Annotated in this window: 21 protein-coding genes; 10 read left to right on the top strand and 11 right to left on the bottom strand. The window is 66.9% G+C overall.

From position 1 onward, the window contains the following. Positions 1-50 precede the first annotated feature (50 nt). Together G8O29_RS02915 and G8O29_RS02910 are read right to left on the bottom strand one after the other, a co-directional pair. Positions 51-746, bottom strand: a complete 696-nt coding sequence (locus G8O29_RS02915; protein ID WP_166402074.1) for a response regulator — start codon at positions 744-746, stop codon at positions 51-53. Next, a complete protein-coding gene (locus G8O29_RS02910) occupies positions 743-1,237 on the bottom strand; it encodes a MarR family winged helix-turn-helix transcriptional regulator (RefSeq protein ID WP_166401730.1) in 495 nt (164 codons plus the stop codon). Before G8O29_RS02910 ends, G8O29_RS02915 begins: the two co-directional genes overlap by 4 nt. Positions 1,238-1,375: 138 nt before the next feature. Here G8O29_RS02910 and G8O29_RS02905 point away from each other — a divergent pair, with 138 nt between their 5' ends. Next, positions 1,376-2,242 carry a branched-chain amino acid aminotransferase gene (locus tag G8O29_RS02905; RefSeq protein ID WP_166401729.1) on the top strand — a complete coding sequence of 289 codons (867 nt, stop codon included), beginning with the start codon at positions 1,376-1,378 and terminating at the stop codon, positions 2,240-2,242. Between the two features lie 42 nt (positions 2,243-2,284). Further along, positions 2,285-2,530 (top strand): hypothetical protein, encoded by a 246-nt coding sequence (locus G8O29_RS02900; protein WP_166401728.1) that lies wholly within the window; start codon positions 2,285-2,287, stop codon positions 2,528-2,530. A 33-nt stretch (positions 2,531-2,563) separates the two neighbouring features. On the opposite strand, the gene G8O29_RS02895 is transcribed toward G8O29_RS02900, so the two are convergent. Continuing rightward, complete coding sequence (locus G8O29_RS02895; protein ID WP_166401727.1) at positions 2,564-2,992, bottom strand: organic hydroperoxide resistance protein; 429 nt, start codon at positions 2,990-2,992, stop codon at positions 2,564-2,566. A 117-nt stretch (positions 2,993-3,109) separates the two neighbouring features. Here G8O29_RS02895 and G8O29_RS02890 point away from each other — a divergent pair, with 117 nt between their 5' ends. Beyond that, a complete protein-coding gene (locus G8O29_RS02890) occupies positions 3,110-3,541 on the top strand; it encodes a MarR family winged helix-turn-helix transcriptional regulator (RefSeq protein ID WP_166401726.1) in 432 nt (143 codons plus the stop codon). Positions 3,542-3,562: 21 nt separating this feature from the next. Here G8O29_RS02890 and G8O29_RS02885 read toward each other — a convergent pair whose 3' ends face one another. Next, complete coding sequence (locus tag G8O29_RS02885) at positions 3,563-3,730, bottom strand: hypothetical protein (protein ID WP_166401725.1); 168 nt, start codon at positions 3,728-3,730, stop codon at positions 3,563-3,565. Positions 3,731-3,888: 158 nt separating this feature from the next. Here G8O29_RS02885 and G8O29_RS02880 point away from each other — a divergent pair, with 158 nt between their 5' ends. Beyond that, positions 3,889-4,743 carry a fumarylacetoacetate hydrolase family protein gene (locus G8O29_RS02880; RefSeq protein WP_166401724.1) on the top strand — a complete coding sequence of 285 codons (855 nt, stop codon included), beginning with the start codon at positions 3,889-3,891 and terminating at the stop codon, positions 4,741-4,743. Here the strand turns inward: G8O29_RS02880 and queG are convergent. The 4 genes from queG to G8O29_RS02860 all read right to left on the bottom strand — a co-directional run bounded on the left by queG (position 4,740) and on the right by G8O29_RS02860 (position 7,927). Further along, positions 4,740-5,786 (bottom strand): tRNA epoxyqueuosine(34) reductase QueG, encoded by a 1,047-nt coding sequence (queG, locus tag G8O29_RS02875; protein ID WP_166401723.1) that lies wholly within the window; start codon positions 5,784-5,786, stop codon positions 4,740-4,742. The genes G8O29_RS02880 and queG overlap by 4 nt on opposite strands. 54 nt (positions 5,787-5,840) lie before the next feature. Continuing rightward, positions 5,841-6,518 (bottom strand): FtsZ-binding protein FzlA, encoded by a 678-nt coding sequence (gene fzlA, locus G8O29_RS02870; RefSeq protein WP_166402073.1) that lies wholly within the window; start codon positions 6,516-6,518, stop codon positions 5,841-5,843. A gap of 68 nt (positions 6,519-6,586) precedes the next feature. Further along, positions 6,587-7,354 (bottom strand): monofunctional biosynthetic peptidoglycan transglycosylase, encoded by a 768-nt coding sequence (mtgA, locus tag G8O29_RS02865; protein ID WP_166401722.1) that lies wholly within the window; start codon positions 7,352-7,354, stop codon positions 6,587-6,589. Positions 7,355-7,402: 48 nt separating this feature from the next. After that, complete coding sequence (locus G8O29_RS02860) at positions 7,403-7,927, bottom strand: DUF1269 domain-containing protein (RefSeq protein WP_166401721.1); 525 nt, start codon at positions 7,925-7,927, stop codon at positions 7,403-7,405. Between the two features lie 238 nt (positions 7,928-8,165). Between G8O29_RS02860 and G8O29_RS02855 the strand changes: the two genes are divergently transcribed. Further along, on the top strand, positions 8,166-8,666 hold the full coding sequence (locus tag G8O29_RS02855) for a DUF1643 domain-containing protein (protein WP_166401720.1): 501 nt from the start codon (positions 8,166-8,168) through the stop codon (positions 8,664-8,666). Here the strand turns inward: G8O29_RS02855 and G8O29_RS02850 are convergent. Beyond that, positions 8,639-9,655, bottom strand: a complete 1,017-nt coding sequence (locus tag G8O29_RS02850; protein WP_166401719.1) for a calcium-binding protein — start codon at positions 9,653-9,655, stop codon at positions 8,639-8,641. The genes G8O29_RS02855 and G8O29_RS02850 overlap by 28 nt on opposite strands. A 340-nt stretch (positions 9,656-9,995) precedes the next feature. On the opposite strand from G8O29_RS02850, the gene rpsO reads away from it, so the two are divergent. Together rpsO and hslV are read left to right on the top strand one after the other, a co-directional pair. Further along, a complete protein-coding gene (rpsO, locus tag G8O29_RS02845) occupies positions 9,996-10,265 on the top strand; it encodes a 30S ribosomal protein S15 (protein WP_166401718.1) in 270 nt (89 codons plus the stop codon). Between the two features lie 96 nt (positions 10,266-10,361). Beyond that, positions 10,362-10,946 (top strand): ATP-dependent protease subunit HslV, encoded by a 585-nt coding sequence (gene hslV, locus G8O29_RS02840; RefSeq protein WP_166401717.1) that lies wholly within the window; start codon positions 10,362-10,364, stop codon positions 10,944-10,946. Here the strand turns inward: hslV and G8O29_RS02835 are convergent. Beyond that, positions 10,921-11,211, bottom strand: a complete 291-nt coding sequence (locus G8O29_RS02835; RefSeq protein WP_207623635.1) for a BrnA antitoxin family protein — start codon at positions 11,209-11,211, stop codon at positions 10,921-10,923. The genes hslV and G8O29_RS02835 overlap by 26 nt on opposite strands. Before the next feature lie 203 nt (positions 11,212-11,414). Here G8O29_RS02835 and G8O29_RS02830 point away from each other — a divergent pair, with 203 nt between their 5' ends. The 3 genes from G8O29_RS02830 to mutS all read left to right on the top strand — a co-directional run bounded on the left by G8O29_RS02830 (position 11,415) and on the right by mutS (position 16,564). After that, a complete protein-coding gene (locus G8O29_RS02830; protein WP_242678853.1) occupies positions 11,415-12,470 on the top strand; it encodes a hypothetical protein in 1,056 nt (351 codons plus the stop codon). Continuing rightward, the gene (gene hslU / locus G8O29_RS02825; protein WP_166401716.1) at positions 12,467-13,765 is read left to right on the top strand and encodes an ATP-dependent protease ATPase subunit HslU; all 1,299 of its coding nucleotides are present in this window, start codon (positions 12,467-12,469) and stop codon (positions 13,763-13,765) included. Before G8O29_RS02830 ends, hslU begins: the two co-directional genes overlap by 4 nt. A gap of 183 nt (positions 13,766-13,948) precedes the next feature. Next, complete coding sequence (mutS, locus tag G8O29_RS02820; protein ID WP_367890116.1) at positions 13,949-16,564, top strand: DNA mismatch repair protein MutS; 2,616 nt, start codon at positions 13,949-13,951, stop codon at positions 16,562-16,564. Between the two features lie 50 nt (positions 16,565-16,614). Here the strand turns inward: mutS and G8O29_RS02815 are convergent, their stop codons facing one another. Then, entirely contained in the window at positions 16,615-17,145 is a 531-nt protein-coding gene (locus G8O29_RS02815) for a nucleotide exchange factor GrpE (RefSeq protein WP_166401715.1), read from the bottom strand. Positions 17,146-17,148: the final 3 nt, after the last annotated feature.

Here is a 17,148-nt window from a genome sequence, read left to right as displayed (position 1 = left end):
GTCCAAAAATATCCCGGGGTCCGGGGCAGCGCCCCGGGGGCAGCCACAGGTCAATCCGGCTGCAACATATAGCCCTCGCCGCGCACAGTCTGGAGATAGCGCGGGGCCTTCGGGTCGTCCTCGATCTTGCGCCGCAGGCGCGTGATCTGCACGTCCACCGCACGCTCCTGCGCCGCGTCCTCGCCCTGGTCGGCCACCAGCTTCTCGCGGCTCAGCGGCACCCCCGGCTGCGCGGCAAAGATCCGCATCAGCGCCGCCTCGGTCGCCGTCAGCCGCACCGGAACCTCCCCGCGCCACATCTCGCCCCGGTCCAGATCATAGCGCACCGCGCCCATGTGCAGGAATTGCCGCACGGGCTCGGCGGCCTTGGCCGCCGGGACGCGCCGCAGGATCGCGTTGATCCGCAACAGCAACTCCTTCGGCTCGAAGGGTTTCACAAGGTAGTCGTCCGCCCCCGCCTCCAGCCCCTCGATCCGGTTCGCCGTCTCGCCCCGGGCGGTCAACAGCAGGATCGGCGTCTGCATCCGCTTGCGCAACTCGCGCGTCAGCGTCACCCCGTCCTCGCCCGGCATCATCACATCCAGGACAATCAGGTCGAACTCCAGCCCGCCGAGGATCTTCCGCGCCTGCGCCGCATCCCGCGCGACAGATACCAGAAATCCGTTGCGGATCAGGAACTTCTGCAACAGCCCCCGGATACGCTCGTCATCATCGACGATCAGCAGATGAGCGTCCGGAACCATCAGCCCCCCTCCTTCAGCCGGTTGTACTGGCGCCGCATCTCCGGGTCCATCATCGCCTCCAGCACCTGCCGGAAGCCCGCAACCGCCTGCGGCCCCGCCGCGCGATATGCCGCCCGCATCCGCGCCCTTTGCGCGTCCGACAATTCCCGTTCCAGCATCAGTCCCTTGTCCGTCAGATGCAGATGCCGCTCCCGCGCATCCACCTTGCCCTTTTCACTGCGAACAAGGCCATCCTCGATCAGGGTGCGCAACACACGATTCAACGACTGCTTTGTAACACCCAGGATCGACAGGAGGTTCGAAACCGTGGTCCCGGGCGAGCGATGGATGAAATGAATCGCCCGGTGATGCGCCCGGCCATAGTTCATGCCTTCCAGGATCCGGTCCGGGTCGGCCGTGAACCCGCGATAGGCGAAGAACATCGCCTCGATGCCCTTCCGCAGCTGTTCATCCGTCAGGAACAGCAGGTTCTCGCCACCCGGTGTCTCGGCCATCGCGCTCTCCTTTTCCCGGAATTTACGTCAGCCTTGTTGACTTTCCAAGCACGAACCCGTAACCCTCAGCCGATTTGGCGCAAGAATCTGTCCGATACGGACCTTTCTGGCGCAACTTTCGCAAAGCTGGAGGGTCAAATGGCAGGCTATGACGATCGCGACGGGTTCATCTGGATGGATGGCAAGCTGGTGGACTGGCGCTCCGCGAATGTCCACATCCTGACCCACGCGCTGCACTATGCCTCCTCCGTCTTCGAAGGCGAACGCTGCTACAATGGCAAGATCTTCAAGGGCCACGAACACTCGCTGCGCCTTCTGCGCTCAGGCGAGCTTCTGGACATGCCGATCCCCTACACCGCCGAACAGATCGACGCCGCCAAGGAAGAGGTGCTGAAGGCCAATGGCCTGACCGACGCCTACGTCCGCGCCGTCGCCTTCCGCGGCGCGGGGGAAGAGATGGGTGTCGCGTCCCTCGGCAACCCTGTCCGCCTTGCCATCGCCTGCTGGTCCTGGGGCGCCTACTACGGCGACGCCAAGATGAAGGGCGCGAAACTCGACATCGCTAAATGGAAGCGCCCCTCGCCCGAAACCATCCCCACCGCCGCCAAGGCCGCGGGCCTCTACATGATCTGCACCATGTCGAAACACGCCGCGATGGCCAAGGGCTGCTCGGACGCTCTGTTCTACGACTATCGCGGCTATGTGGCCGAGGCGACCGGGGCCAACATCTTCTTCGTGCGGGACGGAGAGGTCCACACCCCGGACCCCGACTGCATCCTGAACGGCATCACGCGGCAGACGGTGATCCAGATGCTGCGCGACATGCAGATCAAGGTGCACGAACGCCACATCCTGCCCGAGGAACTGGCGACCTTCGAACAGTGCTGGCTCACCGGCACCGCCGCCGAGGTGACCCCTGTGGGTCAGATCGGCGAGTACATGTTCGAGGTGGGCGAACTCACCCGCCGTGTCGCGACCGAATACGAAAAGCTGGTCCGGTCCTGAGGGCCCGGCGCGCCGACGCTGCGGATGAACTGGCGGTATCTGATGATCGTTCTGGCTCTGGGCTTCTTCGGCGTGGGCGTCGATGCCCTTCACTCTCTCCTGTCCCATCTGACAGGGACCGACCTGTTCGGAACCGTTGCACAGCAGGCACTTGGCATGGTTGAAGACGGCGGAGAAATGCTGATTGGCAGTCTCGCGGTGGCGTTTACGCTGACCGATGAGGCCGTTGCGCCTGCTGTTTCCCCTGCCGACCAGCCTCAGACCGGCGCGGGCGGGACGAGCGCATAGGGTGATAGGCCCGGCACCCGGCACTGGCCCGCTTCAGGCAATCTCGGTTTCAACCTCGATGTTTCCCCTGGTCGCATGAGAGTAGGGGCAGATGAAGTGGCCACGCTCGGCGATCTTCTCGGCAACCGCCCGGTCGACCCCCGGCATGCTGACCACCAGCCGCACCTTCAGCCCGAAGCCACCGTCCGACCGGCCGCCGATCCCGACATGTGCCGTCACCGTCGCCGTGTCCGGCACGGTGCCCAGCTTCTCGCTGCTGGCCGCAAAGCGCATCGCGCCCAGATAGCAGGCGCTGTAGCCCAGGGCGAGCAGCTCTTCCGGATTGTGGCCCAGGCCCGAACCGCCCAGTTCCTTCGGGCTGGCGTGCGTCACCGTCAGCTGACCGTTCGCCAACGAGGCAACCCCGTTCCGTCCGCCGCCCGTCGCCTTTGCTTCGGTCCAGTATTTCACATCGACTGCCATCCAGTTCTCCATCTTGTGCGATTTAATCGTTTACGATTTATAGGACACTCCACCATACCGGTCAACGCTGCGGCGCAAGGAGCTTGAAATTATATCGCCTGCGATCTATCATCCGGCATGGCCATTGCTCCGTCGGACATGCTCTGCTTTGCGCTGCATTCGACCGCCCATGCGGTCCACGCAGCCTATGCCCCGCTGTTGCAGCCGCTTGGCCTGACCTATCCGCAATACCTTGCGATTTCGGCCCTGGGCACGCGGGACGGGATGACCGTCAGCCAGCTTGGCGCCGAACTGCGGCTCGACTCCAACACGCTCACGCCACTGCTCAAGCGGATGGAGGCTGCGGGTTGGATAACCCGCAGCCGCGACACCAGGGACGAACGTCAGGTCCGCCTTTCGCTGACCGAAGCCGGACGCGCCCTGTCGCTGAAGCTGGCCGATGTGCCGAAGGCCTTTGCCGCCAAGACCGGACTCCAGATGTCCGAGATCGCCGATCTGCGCGACATCCTTGCCGCCTTGCGCGACAAGCTGAAACCGGCCCGATCCTGACGCCAGGCTGTCGCCGACAGGTCAGGCGGTCCGGCCCCTTTCGATCCGCAGGAACTGGACCAGCCGCGAAGCACCCGAGGCGCCCCGTGCCCGCTGCCAGGTTTCCCGTGGCGTGCGGGACAGGCGCAGGAAATGCTTGACGCGGGCCCCGGTGCTCCGGGCGCGATGGTCTGCCAGATGACGGCTCATGCTTTCCTCCCAGGCAACTGCAACCGCGACAGTCTGCACCCGAATCGCCGCTGCGCCAACCCTTTCGCGTGGCCCGTCCGCGTCATCTTGCCATTCCGCCGCCCGGGACGGTAGCCTGCGGCCGACCTGCCATCTTCGCACCCGGACAAGGACATCCAATGAAGCTGCTCAGATACGGGGCCAAGGGCGCCGAGAAACCCGGTCTCCTGGACGCGGACGGCCGCATCCGCGACCTCTCGGCCCATGTCGCCGATATCGCCGGGGACGCGCTGTCCCCCGCCGGTCTGCAACGTCTGGCCGCTCTGGACCCGGCCAGCCTGCCGCTCGTCCCCGGCACGCCGCAGAAGGACATCCGGCTTGGCCCCTGCGTCGGCGGCACCCGCAAGTTCATCTGCATCGGCCTGAACTACGCCGACCACGCCGCCGAAACCGGCGCGGCCATCCCCACCGAACCCGTGGTGTTCAACAAGTGGATCACCGCCATGTGCGGCCCCGACGACGACGTCGAGATCCCCCGGGGCTCGGTCAAGACCGACTGGGAGGTGGAACTGGGCGTCATCATCGGCACCGGCGGCAAATACATCGACGAGGCCGTCGCCCTGGATCACGTCGCCGGCTACTGCGTCGTCAACGACATTTCGGAACGCGAGTACCAGCTGGAACGTGGCGGGACTTGGGACAAGGGCAAGGGCTGCGACACCTTCGGTCCGACCGGCCCCTGGCTGGTGACGAAGGACGAGGCCGGCGACATCGGCAATCTGAAGATGTGGCTGGAGGTCGACGGCCGCCGCTATCAGGACGGATCGACCGCCACGATGATCTTTGGCGTGGCCCATATCGTCTCGTACCTGTCGCAGTTCATGTCGCTGGAACCCGGAGACGTGATCTCGACCGGCACGCCCCCCGGTGTCGGTCTGGGCCAGAAGCCTCCGGTCTATCTGAAGGGCGGCGAGGTCATGCGGCTTGGCATCGACGGTCTGGGCGTGCAGACCCAGCGCGTGGTGCGCAGCTAGGGCGGCGAGGCCTCTGCCCCGGTCAGCCGCCGCAGGGCCCAGCCTGCGGCGTCCGCCACCGCGGGATCGGGGTCGTCCAGCCGTTCGGCAGCCACCGCCGCCAGATCAGGCAAACGCGAGTTGCCGATCGCATACAGCACGTTCCGCACCAGGCGGTCGCGCCCGATGCGCTTGATCGGGCTGCCCGCGAACATCGCGCGGAACCCGGCATCGTCCAGACCGGCCAGTAGCGAAAGCTCTGGCAGACCGACCTTCGGTCGGTATCCCAGATCGCGCGCCGCGACGGCGAACTTGTTCCAGGGGCAGACGGCCAGACAGTCGTCGCAGCCATAGATGCGGTTGCCCATCAGGCCGCGCAGGCTTTCGTCCACCGGCCCCCGGTGCTCGATGGTCAGGTAGGAAATGCAGCGCCGCGCATCCAGCTGATAGGGCGCGGGAAAGGCGGCGGTCGGGCAGATGTCCAGACAGGCGGTGCAGCTGCCGCAATGGCTGACCTCCGGCGCATCCGGCTCCAGCTCCAGCGTGGTGAAGATCGCGCCCAGGAAGATCCAGTTGCCCAGATCGCGGCCTAGAAGATTGGTATGCTTGCCCTGCCAGCCCAGCCCCGCCGCCTGCGCCAGCGGCTTCTCCATCACCGGGGCCGTATCGACAAAGACCTTGATCTCGCCCCCCGCCTGATCGATCAGCCAGCGCCCCAGCCGCTTCAGCCGCCGCTTGACCAGATCGTGGTAGTCCTTCCCCTGCGCATAGACCGAGATCACCCCCCGGTCCCGCGCGCCCAGCCCGGCCAGCGGATCGGCCTCCGGCGTATAGGCCTCCGCCAGCATGATGACCGACCGCGCCTCGGGCCACAGCGCCGCCGGATTGCCCCGCCAGGCCTCGCGCTCGGCCATCCAGCCCATCTGCCCGTGCCGCCCCTCGGCCAGAAACGCCCGCAACCGCCCCGCCTGCTCGGGCACCGCATCCGGGCGGCAGACCCCCACCTTCACGAACCCCTCCTCCAGGGCCCGCGCCACCAGCCGCTCTTTCGTCAGCCCTTTCATCTGTCCGCAAATATCCCGGGGGTCCGGGGGCTGGCCCCCGGTCGGCGCCCGGGATCAGAAATCCAGGTCGGCATAGTGCGGCGCCGGCGGAAAGCCCGAGATCTGGTCCGCCAGCAGTGGCCGGAAGCTGGGGCGCGACTTGATCTTCGCATACCAGTCCTTCAGCACCGCGTGCCGGTTCCAGTCCACGTCGCTGATATAGTCAAGGCAGCTCAGATGCGCCGCCGCGGTGAAATCCGCCAACGTCATCGCGTCGCCCGCCAGCCAGCGCCGCTGGTCCAGAAGCCAGGCCATGTAGTCCAGGTGATACTTGATCCGCGTCGATCCCAGCTTGACGTTCTTCGAATCCGGATAGCCCTGGCCGGTGACCTTCTTGTTCACCCGTTCGTACAACAGTTTCGACGTCACCTCGTGGTGGAACTTGTCGTCGAACCAGGCGCAGAGCCGGCGCACCTCATACCTGCCGTCAGGATCCTTCGGCATCAGCGGCACCTGAGGCGCGATCTCCTCCAGATACTCGCAGATCGCCTGGCTTTCGCTCATCGTGCGCGTGCCCATCTTCAGGATCGGCACCTTGCCCGCCGGGTTGCGGCGCAGGAAGTCCGGCGAGGGGTCCCAGTAGCGCTCTTCCACCAGTTCGGCCTCGATCTTCTTTTCCGCCAAAGTCAGGCGCACCTTGCGGCAGAACGGGGACAGCGGAACGTGGTAGAGGCGGTTCGAGGGACGGTTCATCGGGCGGAGCTCTCCGGTCTTTCCCCTCATTGCCGCGCCGGGGGCCGGAATTCAATCCCTGCGCGGGGTCATCCCTCGAAACAGGCGGATCTGCCGTCCGCCGCAATGGTCTCGGCCCCCGAAATGATCGCCCGGGTCCGGCTGCGCACGAAGGTGGAGGGATTTGACGCGCTGCGCCCCTTCGGATCCGGCAATACCGCTGCCAGCCGTGCGGCCTGCAACGCCGTCAGGTCGCGGGCATCGACGCCGAAGTAGTGCCGCGCCGCCGCCTGGACGCCGAAGACGCCCTCGTCGAACTCGGCCACGTTCAGATAGACCTCCAGGATACGCTGCTTGGACCAGACCAGCTCGACCACCGGAGTCAGCACCGCCTCCATCGCCTTGCGCAGCCAGCTGCGGCCGTGCCAGAGCAGCACGTTCTTCGTCACCTGCTGGCTGATGGTCGAGGCGCCGCGGTTGCTGCCCGCCTCGATCGCCTGCCGGATGGCGGCCATGTCGAAACCCCAGTGATTGCAGAAGTTCGCATCCTCCGCCGCCACGACCGACCGCCCCATGACCGGCGCGATCTCGTCCCAGCTGACCCACTCCTTCTCGATCCCGCCCAGCCGCGAGGATTCGGCCAGCTGATAGGCGTTGATCGGCGGCGGCACGAAGGCGAACAGCACGATCAGCACGGCATAGGCCGCCGCCACGGCGCCCAGGGCCCGCGCGGTCCAGCGCAGGCCTGTCCGCAGCACCGACCGGCGCGGGGGCGGCGCCTCGACGGCTTTGGCCTTGCGCTTCCGCGGCGGATTGGCCGGCTTGGCGGCAGTCTTTTCGGCGGATTTCTCGCTCATTCCCTCACCTGGCCGCAGGCAGGCTGGTCCCGCCAAGCCGCACGTCCTTCAGCCCCCCCGGGGACGCGCGGTCCGGCCCAGCGCGGCCTCGGGGATCTGGCCGATCATGCCGGTCAGCGCCTCTTCGGTATCCGCATCCAGCCGGGTCCTGAGGATCTGCGGCGCGCCCGCAAGGCTTTCCAGCTTCTCGATGACCCGGTTGCTGCCCAGCATCCGCACCCGCAGCCCGACGGCGGCTCCGCCCTTGTCCAGGGACTGCACGGCTCCGGCCAGAAAGCCTTCGTCCAGTCCGGCGGCGCGCAACTGCGCCGCAAGCCCCTTGGACCCGGGTTGCGGCTTGCGCGCATCCAGAAACATGGTGCCGATCAGCATGCCCCAGCCTCCGCCGCCCAGCGGTGCGCCGGTGGCGATGTCGATCGACTGGTTGACCGAGATCCGACCCTCGGCGCTGCGCGTGACGACCACGATGTCCTCCGGCTCGGTGCCTGCGGCGCGCTGAAAGGCGGCCAGTTGCTCGCCGGCTGCGAAGGCCGCGGCCTGGCTGCGGTAGACAGAGATGATCAGATCGGACATGTCGCGGTCTCCGGGTTTGGGTCGCGTCAGGCCTATCTAGTCGTCGTCGCGGACCCGCAACAAGCGGATTCCGCGCCCTGCCGGCGGGTGGGGTGGCCGGTCGGCCGGAACCGGGAAGGGTGCAGAGGTTCCGGCCTTGACGCGGTCACGCCCCTTGGATTCCCTGCTGCCACTTTCCTTCGGGCGAAGGACAAGGGCCGGCACGGGGGACCGGCAAGGGATTTCGGAGGCCTGACCATTGATTTCGCGCAGCCATTCCGCAAACGGCATCCGCTCGGAAGCGGTCTATTCCGATTGCGAACGGTATCGTTACCTGCTGACCCGGACCTGGGGGTCGGGGCCGCGCGCCCTGTTTGTCATGCTGAACCCGTCCACCGCCACCGAGGTCCAGAATGATCCCACGGTCGAACGCTGCCAGCGGCGCGCGGCTGCACTTGGGTTCGGATCCTTCCGGGTGACGAACATCTTCGCCTTCCGCGCCACCGACCCCAGGGAAATGCGCGCGCAGGACGACCCCGTCGGTCCCGACAACGATGCGGCGATCCTGGACAGCCTGCCCGGAGCAAAGCTGATCCTCTGCGCCTGGGGCAACCATGGCCTGCACCTGGATCGTGGGGCCAGGGTCGGCGCCCTTCTGCGACAGTCCGGGGCGGCGTTGTTCCATCTTGGACTGACCGGCCAGGGCCAGCCGCGCCATCCGCTTTATGTGGCCTATGACCAGAAGCCGCAGCCCTGGTAGCCCTCAGGACGCGCCATGAGTCGGATGTCCGACAGGCTGAGCGGGGCCCCGCTGACCACGGCCACCCTGGCACCGTCAAGGTAGACCACCTGACCCGGCCCGCCCTCGTTCGGGCCGATCGTCAGCACGGGGTCGGTATGCACGCTGGGGTCGTAGACGATGACCAGGCTGTCCTCGGCCGGATCGTAATCGGTGATCTGGGCGACCAGGCTTTCCGAAAGCCATTCGTCCAGCACGAATTCATCCGCGCCACGGCCCCCGGTCGCGATGTCGCCGGCGCCCAGGATCAGACGATCGTTTCCGTCGCCGCCATTGATGTAGTCCACCTGCTGACCGCCCGGCCCGGTTTCGACGCCCGATATCCAGTCGTCACCGGCGCCGCCGTCCAGGACATCGCTGCCCCGACCACCGACCAGCGTGTCGTTTCCGACGCCGCCGACAAGCCAGTCGTCATCGTCCCCGCCATCCAGCCAGTCGTCGCCTTCGCCGCCGATCAGCGTGTCACGGCCTTCGCCGCCCAGCAGGGTGTCGTCCCCCTCGCACCCGGCGAGGCTGTCGTTCCCCGCCCCGCCGAACAGAAGATCGTCGCCCCCCTGACCCAGGATGCTGTCGTTCCCCTCCCCGCCATAAACCGTATCGGCACCGTCGCCGGCCCAGACCGCATCATTGCCGTCCCCGGCGTCGATCCAGTCATCACCACCGCGGCCGTCAATGAGATCAGAGCCACCATGTCCCCGGATGTGGTCATTCCCGCCCCCCCCGGACAGGACATCCGCATCGTCGCTGCCGTCCAGCGACACCGGAGCATCCACGGCGTCGGGAAGGTCATCCGACGTGGGAACGCCCGGTTCTATGATCACAAGGTCGAGAAGATCGCTTTCGCAGTCGAGATCATCGTCCCCCTCGGCGCGGTCATCCTGCGGACCGCCCGGGGATTCGTCCCCGGTGTCACGCCCGAACAGAAGGGCATCCGCGGCAAGACCGGCCATGAGGATCCCGAACAACCCGAATACAGCAAGCAACTCTTCACCCTCCGGCCGCCGCGCAACAGGACACAAGACCTGGCATCCTGATGTTAACCATATGTTAACACAAGGATTCTCCCCGTCAGACTACCACTCGGCCGGCGCCGACCAAAGCCCTTCCTGCGGCCCGGCCCCCGGAATCTGCGCCGTTGGTTAATCACTCCGGAAGGCCGGGATCCGCAAATCCCCTTTCCAAGCGGGGCGAATCCGCCTATACGCCCGCATCCGCCCGATGGCGGACCCTCCAAGGGCCCTGCTGGACGACATCCCGGCTTGCGCCATCACCCTAGCCAAGGAGACCCCGATGTCGATCACCGTCGAAGAAAAGGCGAAGCTCATCAAGGAATACGCGACCAGGGAAGGCGACACGGGCTCGCCCGAAGTCCAGGTTGCGATCCTGTCTTCGCGCATCGCCACCCTGACCGAGCATTTCAAGAGCCACAAGAACGACAACCACTCGCGTCGTGGCCTTCTGATGCTGGTCGCCCAGCGCCGCAAGCTGCTGGACTACCTGAAGAAAACGGACGAATCGCGCTACGCCTCGCTGATTTCCCGCCTCGGCCTGCGCCGCTGATCCCGGCACCAGTCGGACCGAACGCCCGCACCGCAAGGCGCGGGCGTTTTGCCTTGCCGCGCCGGGATGGCTATATGGTCCCAAACGGAGGGCATCATGGCGGACGACACATTCCCCGGCTGGCACGGCACCACCATCCTTGCGGTCCGCCGCGGCGGCGAGGTCGTGGTGGCCGGCGACGGCCAGGTCTCGCTGGGCCAGACGGTCATCAAGGGCACCGCCCGCAAGGTCCGCCGCCTGTCCCCCGGCGGCCACGAGGTCGTCGCGGGCTTCGCCGGGTCCACCGCCGATGCCTTCACCCTGCTGGAACGGCTGGAAAAGAAGCTGGAGGCCGCCCCCGGCCAGCTCGCCCGCGCCTGCGTCGATCTCGCCAAGGACTGGCGCATGGACAAGTATCTGCGCAACCTCGAAGCCATGCTGATCGTCACCGACGGCGCGGCACTTTACGTCATCACCGGCGCCGGCGACGTGCTGGAACCCGAACATGACGTCGCCGCCATCGGCTCCGGCGGCAACTTCGCCCTCGCCGCCGCCCGGGGCCTGATGGCAACGGACCTGCCGGCCGAAGAGATCGCCCGCCGCGCCATGGCCATCGCCGCCGACATCTGCGTCTATACCAACGGCAACCTGACGGTCGAGCGGATCGGTGCCGGGGTCAGCCCCTGCCCATCTCCTTCTTGACCTGCATGTAGGCCTGGAGGACGGCATTCATCCGCGTCTGATAGCCCGGACCCTGCGCCTTGAAGAACTCCAGGACCTCCGGATCGACGCGCAGAGAGATCAGCTTCTTCCGCGTCTGCTCGGGCAGGACCGTCTCGGTCCAGCTGCCTTGCGCCAGAACCTCGTCCGGCCGGTCCTCGACCTGGTTTTCGGCGTGCAGCACCAGGGGAAGATTCATCGCCCGCTTCTCGGCGATGCTCAGCCGCTTCGGTCCCTCTTCCACCATTCACGCACTCCCTCGGACGACACAGGCGTGTTAATTCTTCTATGTTTGGCAGGGCCTTGCAACCCTGTCTGAACGTATACACAAAGTGTAACTACACTTTTCGAACGTATATACCGCAGGTAGATACCAGAATACCTGACTTGGTTTGCCGCCACAAACCCCTTATCTCTGCGTGGACGATTTCCCGCCAAGGATGGCCCCGCATGACCCCAGACGATCTCCGTGCCGCCGTCGCCGCCGGGATTCTCAGCGAAGCCCAGGCCGCCTCGCTTTCGGCCCTGGCGGCCGACCGCGCCGGCAAGCGCGCCGCCCTCCCGCAAGAGGACGAACCGTTCGAATTCTTCCGCGGCTTCTCCGAGATCTTCATCTCCATCGGCCTGGTGATCCTGCTGACCGGGGCGACCATGCTTCTGACCATTGTCGGAGGCTTTGCCCTGATGACGCTGGTCCCGCTGGCAACGGCCGCGATCGCCTGGTGGTGGGCGGGCTACTTCACCCTGAAACGGCGGATGACCCTGCCCTCGATGGTGCTGGCCAGCGCCTATGGCATCGGCATCGTCATCTTCGCCTTCGCCCTTCTGGCCCGCACCAACCTCGACGAACGGGTGATCGGCATCGCGGGCTTCGGCCTTTCGGCACTGGCCCTGCTGCTGTGGTATCGCCGGTTCCGCCTGCCCTTCTCGGCCTTTCTCGCCGGGGCGGCGATCCTGGGCATGATCTATGCGCTGACCGCCTCGGCGTCGAACCTGGCCCCGATCGCCACCGGCAACTTCGGGCTTCTGTTCGACCTGACCGAAAGCCCCGCCTTCGCCACGGCAACCCTGCTGTTCGGCATCGGCGCCTTCCTGGTCGGCATGTGGTTCGACACCCGCGACCCGCACCGCCTGGGCCGCCATTCCGCCACCGCCTTCTGGTGCCACCTCCTCGCCGCGCCCGCGCTGGTCAATACCGTCGCGATCACGCTGCTGAACGGCGGCGGCACCGGCCTTCTGGCCATCGCCCTGGTGCTCATCACCATCCTTGCCCTGGTGATCGACCGCCGCAGCTTCCTGACCGCAGCCATCGCCTATATCGCCGTCGTGATCTCCTGGGCCATGGGGGAAACCGGCGGGACGGGCTGGATCTACATCCTCCTCGTCCTCGGCGCCTTCATCACCGCCATCGGCACCTGGTGGGTCCAGCTGCGCGCCTGGCTGATGGGCATCCTCCCCGATTTCCCCGGCAAGTCCCGCCTGCCGCCCTATGGATCCACCGAATGACCGACCTGACCCCGCGCGAAATCGTCTCGGAACTCGACCGTTTCATCATCGGCCAGAAGGACGCCAAGCGCGCCGTCGCCGTGGCGCTGCGCAACCGCTGGCGCCGCAAGCGTCTGGGCGACGACCTGCGCGACGAGGTCTATCCGAAGAACATCCTGATGATCGGCCCGACCGGCGTCGGCAAGACCGAGATTTCGCGCCGCCTCGCCAAACTCGCCAGGGCCCCCTTCCTCAAGGTCGAAGCCACCAAGTTCACCGAGGTCGGCTATGTCGGTCGCGATGTCGATTCAATCGTGCGCGATCTGGTCGATGTCGCGATCAACGACACCCGCACCCGGATGCGCGACGAGGTTAGGGCGCGGGCGCAGAAGGCGGCCGAGGACCGGGTGATCGACGCCATCGCCGGCAAGGAGGCCCGCGAACAGACCCGCGAAACCTTTCGCGGCAAGCTGAAGCGCGGCGAACTGGACGACACGATGATCGAGATCGAGGTCGCCGATGCTGCGCCCGCCATGCCGCTCGGCTTCGGCATGCCGGGGATGGAAAGCCAGATGCAGGGCCTGCAAGACCTGTTCAAGGTCTTTGGCGGCCGCTCCACCCGCAAGCGGATGACCGTGGCGCAAAGCTACGAGGTGCTGATCGGCCAGGAAGCCGACAAGCTTCTGGATGATGAGGCCGTCCGCGCTGCCGCGCTGGAAGCCGTGCAGGAAAACGGTATCGTCTTCCTCGACGAGATCGACAAGATCTGCGCCCGCTCCGACGCGCGCGGCGCCGATGTCAGCCGCGAAGGCGTCCAGCGCGACCTTCTGCCCCTGATCGAAGGCACCACCGTCAGCACCAAGCACGGGCCCGTGAAGACCGACCACATCCTCTTCATCGCCTCCGGCGCCTTCCACATCGCCAAGCCCTCGGACCTCCTTCCCGAACTTCAGGGCCGCCTGCCGATCCGCGTCGAACTCGCCCCCCTGACGGAAGAGGATTTCGTCCGCATCCTGACCGAAACCGACAATGCGCTGACCCGGCAGTACACCGCCCTGATGGCGACCGAGGGGGTCAGCGTCACCTTCACCCCCGACGGCATCGCCGCCCTCGCCCGGATCGCCGCCGAGGTGAACCGCAGCGTCGAAAACATCGGCGCCCGCCGCCTCTACACGGTGATGGAGCGCGTCTTCGAGGACCTCAGCTTTCACGCGCCCGACCGCTCTGGCCAGTCCGTGACAGTGGATGCCCGGTTTGTCGAAACCAATCTCGGCGCGCTGGCCCGCTCGGCGGACATCTCCCGCTACGTGCTGTAACTCCCGCCGGTCCGGCCTCCGATCAACCTGCGCATTTGCCTTCGGCCCAAATACTCCCGCCGGAGGCATCCGACCGATGCTCCGGGCACTCCGCTCCGGCAGAGGCGGGCCATTGCAGCCGGGCACCCCCCTTCCCCGACGCCCCCCCAGCCGTTACTCTCCCCCCACTCAAGGGGGCACGCAGTGACCGACGACACCGTCACGCCGATGATGGCGCAGTATCTGGAGATCAAGGCCCAGAACCCCGGCGCCCTCCTCTTCTACCGGATGGGCGACTTCTACGAGATGTTCTTCGACGACGCCGTGGCCGCCGCCGCCGCCCTCGACATCGCGCTCACCAAGCGCGGCCTCCACCTTGGCGAGCCGATCCCGATGTGCGGCGTCCCGGTCCATTCCGCCGAAGGCTACCTCCTGACCCTGATCCGCAAGGGCTTCCGCGTCGCCATCGCCGAACAGCTGGAAGACCCCGCCGAGGCGAAGAAGCGCGGCTCGAAGGCCGTGGTCAGACGCGACGTCGTCCGCCTCGTCACCCCCGGCACGCTGACCGAGGATTCCCTCCTCGAAGCCCGCCGCCACAACTTCCTTGCCGCCTATGCCGAGGTCCGCGACCAGGCGGCGCTGGCCTGGGCCGACATCTCGACCGGCGAATTCCGGGTGATGCCCTCCTCCCTCACCCGCCTCTCCCCCGACCTCGCCCGCATCGCCCCGCGCGAGCTTCTCCTCTCCGAAGCCCGCGAACGCGAGATCGCGCCCCTCCTCGACAACCTCGCCGTGACCCCCCTCAGCCGAGGCAGCTTCGACTCCACCAACGCCGAGCGTCGCCTCTGCGACCTCTTCCACGTCGCCTCTCTTGACGCCTTCGGCACCTTCGACCGGGCCGAAATCTCCGCCATGGGCGCCCTTGTCGATTACCTCCACCTCACCCAGCGCGGGCGGATGCCCCTCCTCCGACCCCCGGTGAAGGAACCCCTCGGCGGCACGATGCAGATCGACACTGCCACCCGCCGCAACCTCGAACTGACCCAGGCCCTCTCCGGCGGCCGCGAAGGCTCGCTCCTTGCCGCCATCGACCGCACCGTAACCGCCGGCGGCGCCCGCCTCCTCGAACGCCGCCTCTCCTCCCCCTCGCTCGACCTGCGCACCATCCACGCCCGCCAGGCCGCGCTCGACTTCCTCCTCGAATCCCCCAGCCTCCGCGACCAACTCCGGGAATCCCTCCGCCGCGTCCCCGACATCGACCGCGCCCTCTCCCGCCTCGCGCTCGACCGCGACGGCCCACGCGACATGGCCGCCATCCGCGCGGGTCTCGAACAGGCGGGCCGCATCGCCACCCTTCTGACCGACGCTCCGCCGCTCCTGGCCGAAGCCGCACAGGCCCTCGTCGGCCATGACGCGCTGGTGGACCTCCTCACCCGCGCCCTCGTCGCCGAACCCCCGCTGCTGACCCGCGACGGCGGCTTTATCGCGCCCGGCTTCGACCCCGAACTGGACGACACCCGCGCGCTGCGCGACGAAGGCCGCAGCGTCATCGCCCGGATGCAGGCCGACTACATCGAGGCCACCGGCATCCAGTCCCTCAAGATCAAGCACAACAACGTGCTGGGCTATTTCATCGAGACGACGACCACCCACGAAGACCGCATGCGGGCGATGCCGGAGCTGTTCATCCACCGCCAGACCACGGCCGGACAGGTCCGCTTCACCACCCTCGCCCTCTCCGACCTGGAAACGAGGATCCTGAACTCCGCCAACCACGCCCTGGACATCGAAAAGCGTCACTATTCCGCCCTCAAGGCCGAGATCCTCGACGCCTCCGCCCCCATCGCCCGGGCCGCCCGCGCGCTGGCCGAGATCGACCTTGCCGCAGCCTTCGCCGATCTCTCCGCCGAGGAAGGCTGGTGCCGGCCCGAGGTGGACGACAGTCGCGCCTTCCAGATCACCGCTGGCCGCCACCCCGTTGTCGAACGCAGCTTGCGCCGCGACGGCCAACCCTTCGTCGCCAACGACTGCCAACTCACCGACAAGGACACCCCGGCGATCTGGCTGCTGACCGGCCCCAACATGGCGGGTAAGTCCACGTTTCTAAGACAAAACGCCCTCATCGCTCTTCTCGCGCAGGCGGGCTCCCACGTCCCGGCCGCTTCAGCCCGCATCGGCCTCGTCTCCCAGCTTTTCAGCCGCGTCGGGGCGTCCGACGACCTCGCCCGTGGCCGCTCGACCTTCATGGTGGAAATGGTCGAAACCGCCGCGATCCTGAACCAGGCAGACGACCGCGCGCTGGTGATCCTTGACGAGATCGGCCGAGGCACCGCCACCTACGACGGCCTCTCCATCGCCTGGGCCACGCTGGAACACCTGCACGAGGTCAACCGCTGCCGCGCGCTGTTCGCCACGCATTACCACGAGATGACCGCGCTGGCGGGCAAGCTGCCGGGCGTGAAGAACGCCACCGTCACGGTGAAGGAATGGGAAGGCGAGGTCATCTTCCTGCACGAGGTCCGCGAAGGTGCGGCCGACCGCAGCTATGGCGTGCAGGTCGCGCGCCTTGCGGGCCTGCCGCAGTCGGTCATCGAACGGGCGAAGGTCGTACTTGAGGCGCTGGAGAAGGGCGAGCGCGAAGGCGGCAAGCAGGCCACGCTGATCGACGACCTCCCCCTGTTCCGCGCCGCGCCCCCGCCTCCCCCGCCGCAGAAGCAGAAGGTCTCGGCGGTGGAGGAACGGCTGAAGGACATCCACCCGGACGAGCTCACCCCGATGGACGCCCTGAAACTGATCTACGAACTCAAAAGCCTGGTGTAGGGTGCGCTACAGCGCACTGTCCGAAGGTGCGCTGTAGCGCACCCTGTGGTTCACTCCGCCGTGTTCGACGACACCCCGACCTGCGCCGGGCGCAGCAGGCGGTCGTGCAGCAGAAAGCCTTCCGTCGCCACCTGGATGATCTGCCCGGCCTTCGTCCCCGGCAAGGGCGCCTCGAACATCGCCTGATGCAACTGCGGGTCGAACGTGTCCCCCACCGCCGGAGAGATCGGCGTCACCCCGTGCTTCGTCATCACATTGGTCAGCTCGCGCAGCGTCAGCTCCACGCCCTCGATCAGGGCGGCGCTGGCCTCGCGGTTCTCCTCGGGCACGGCCTGAAGCGCGCGCTTCAGGTTGTCATAGACCGGCAGCAGGTCCCGCGCCAGGCGCGAGCCGCCATACATCTCGGCCTCCCGCCGGTCCCGCTCGGCGCGCTTGCGGCTGTTCTCGGCATCCGCCAGCGCGCGCATGAACTTGTCGCGCAATTCGTCGCGCTCGGCCCGCAGGGCCTCAAGCTCATCGACTTCGGGGGTTTCAAGCTCTTCCAGCTCCACCTGCTCGGCAGAGATTTCTTCCTGCGACATTCA

The organism is Rhodobacter calidifons (assembly GCF_011174775.1).
In the GTDB taxonomy this organism is placed as follows: Bacteria; Pseudomonadota; Alphaproteobacteria; order Rhodobacterales; family Rhodobacteraceae; genus Tabrizicola; species Tabrizicola calidifons.
Note: the sequence above shows the minus strand (reverse complement) of the source record. Positions and strands in the feature narration are given on the sequence as shown.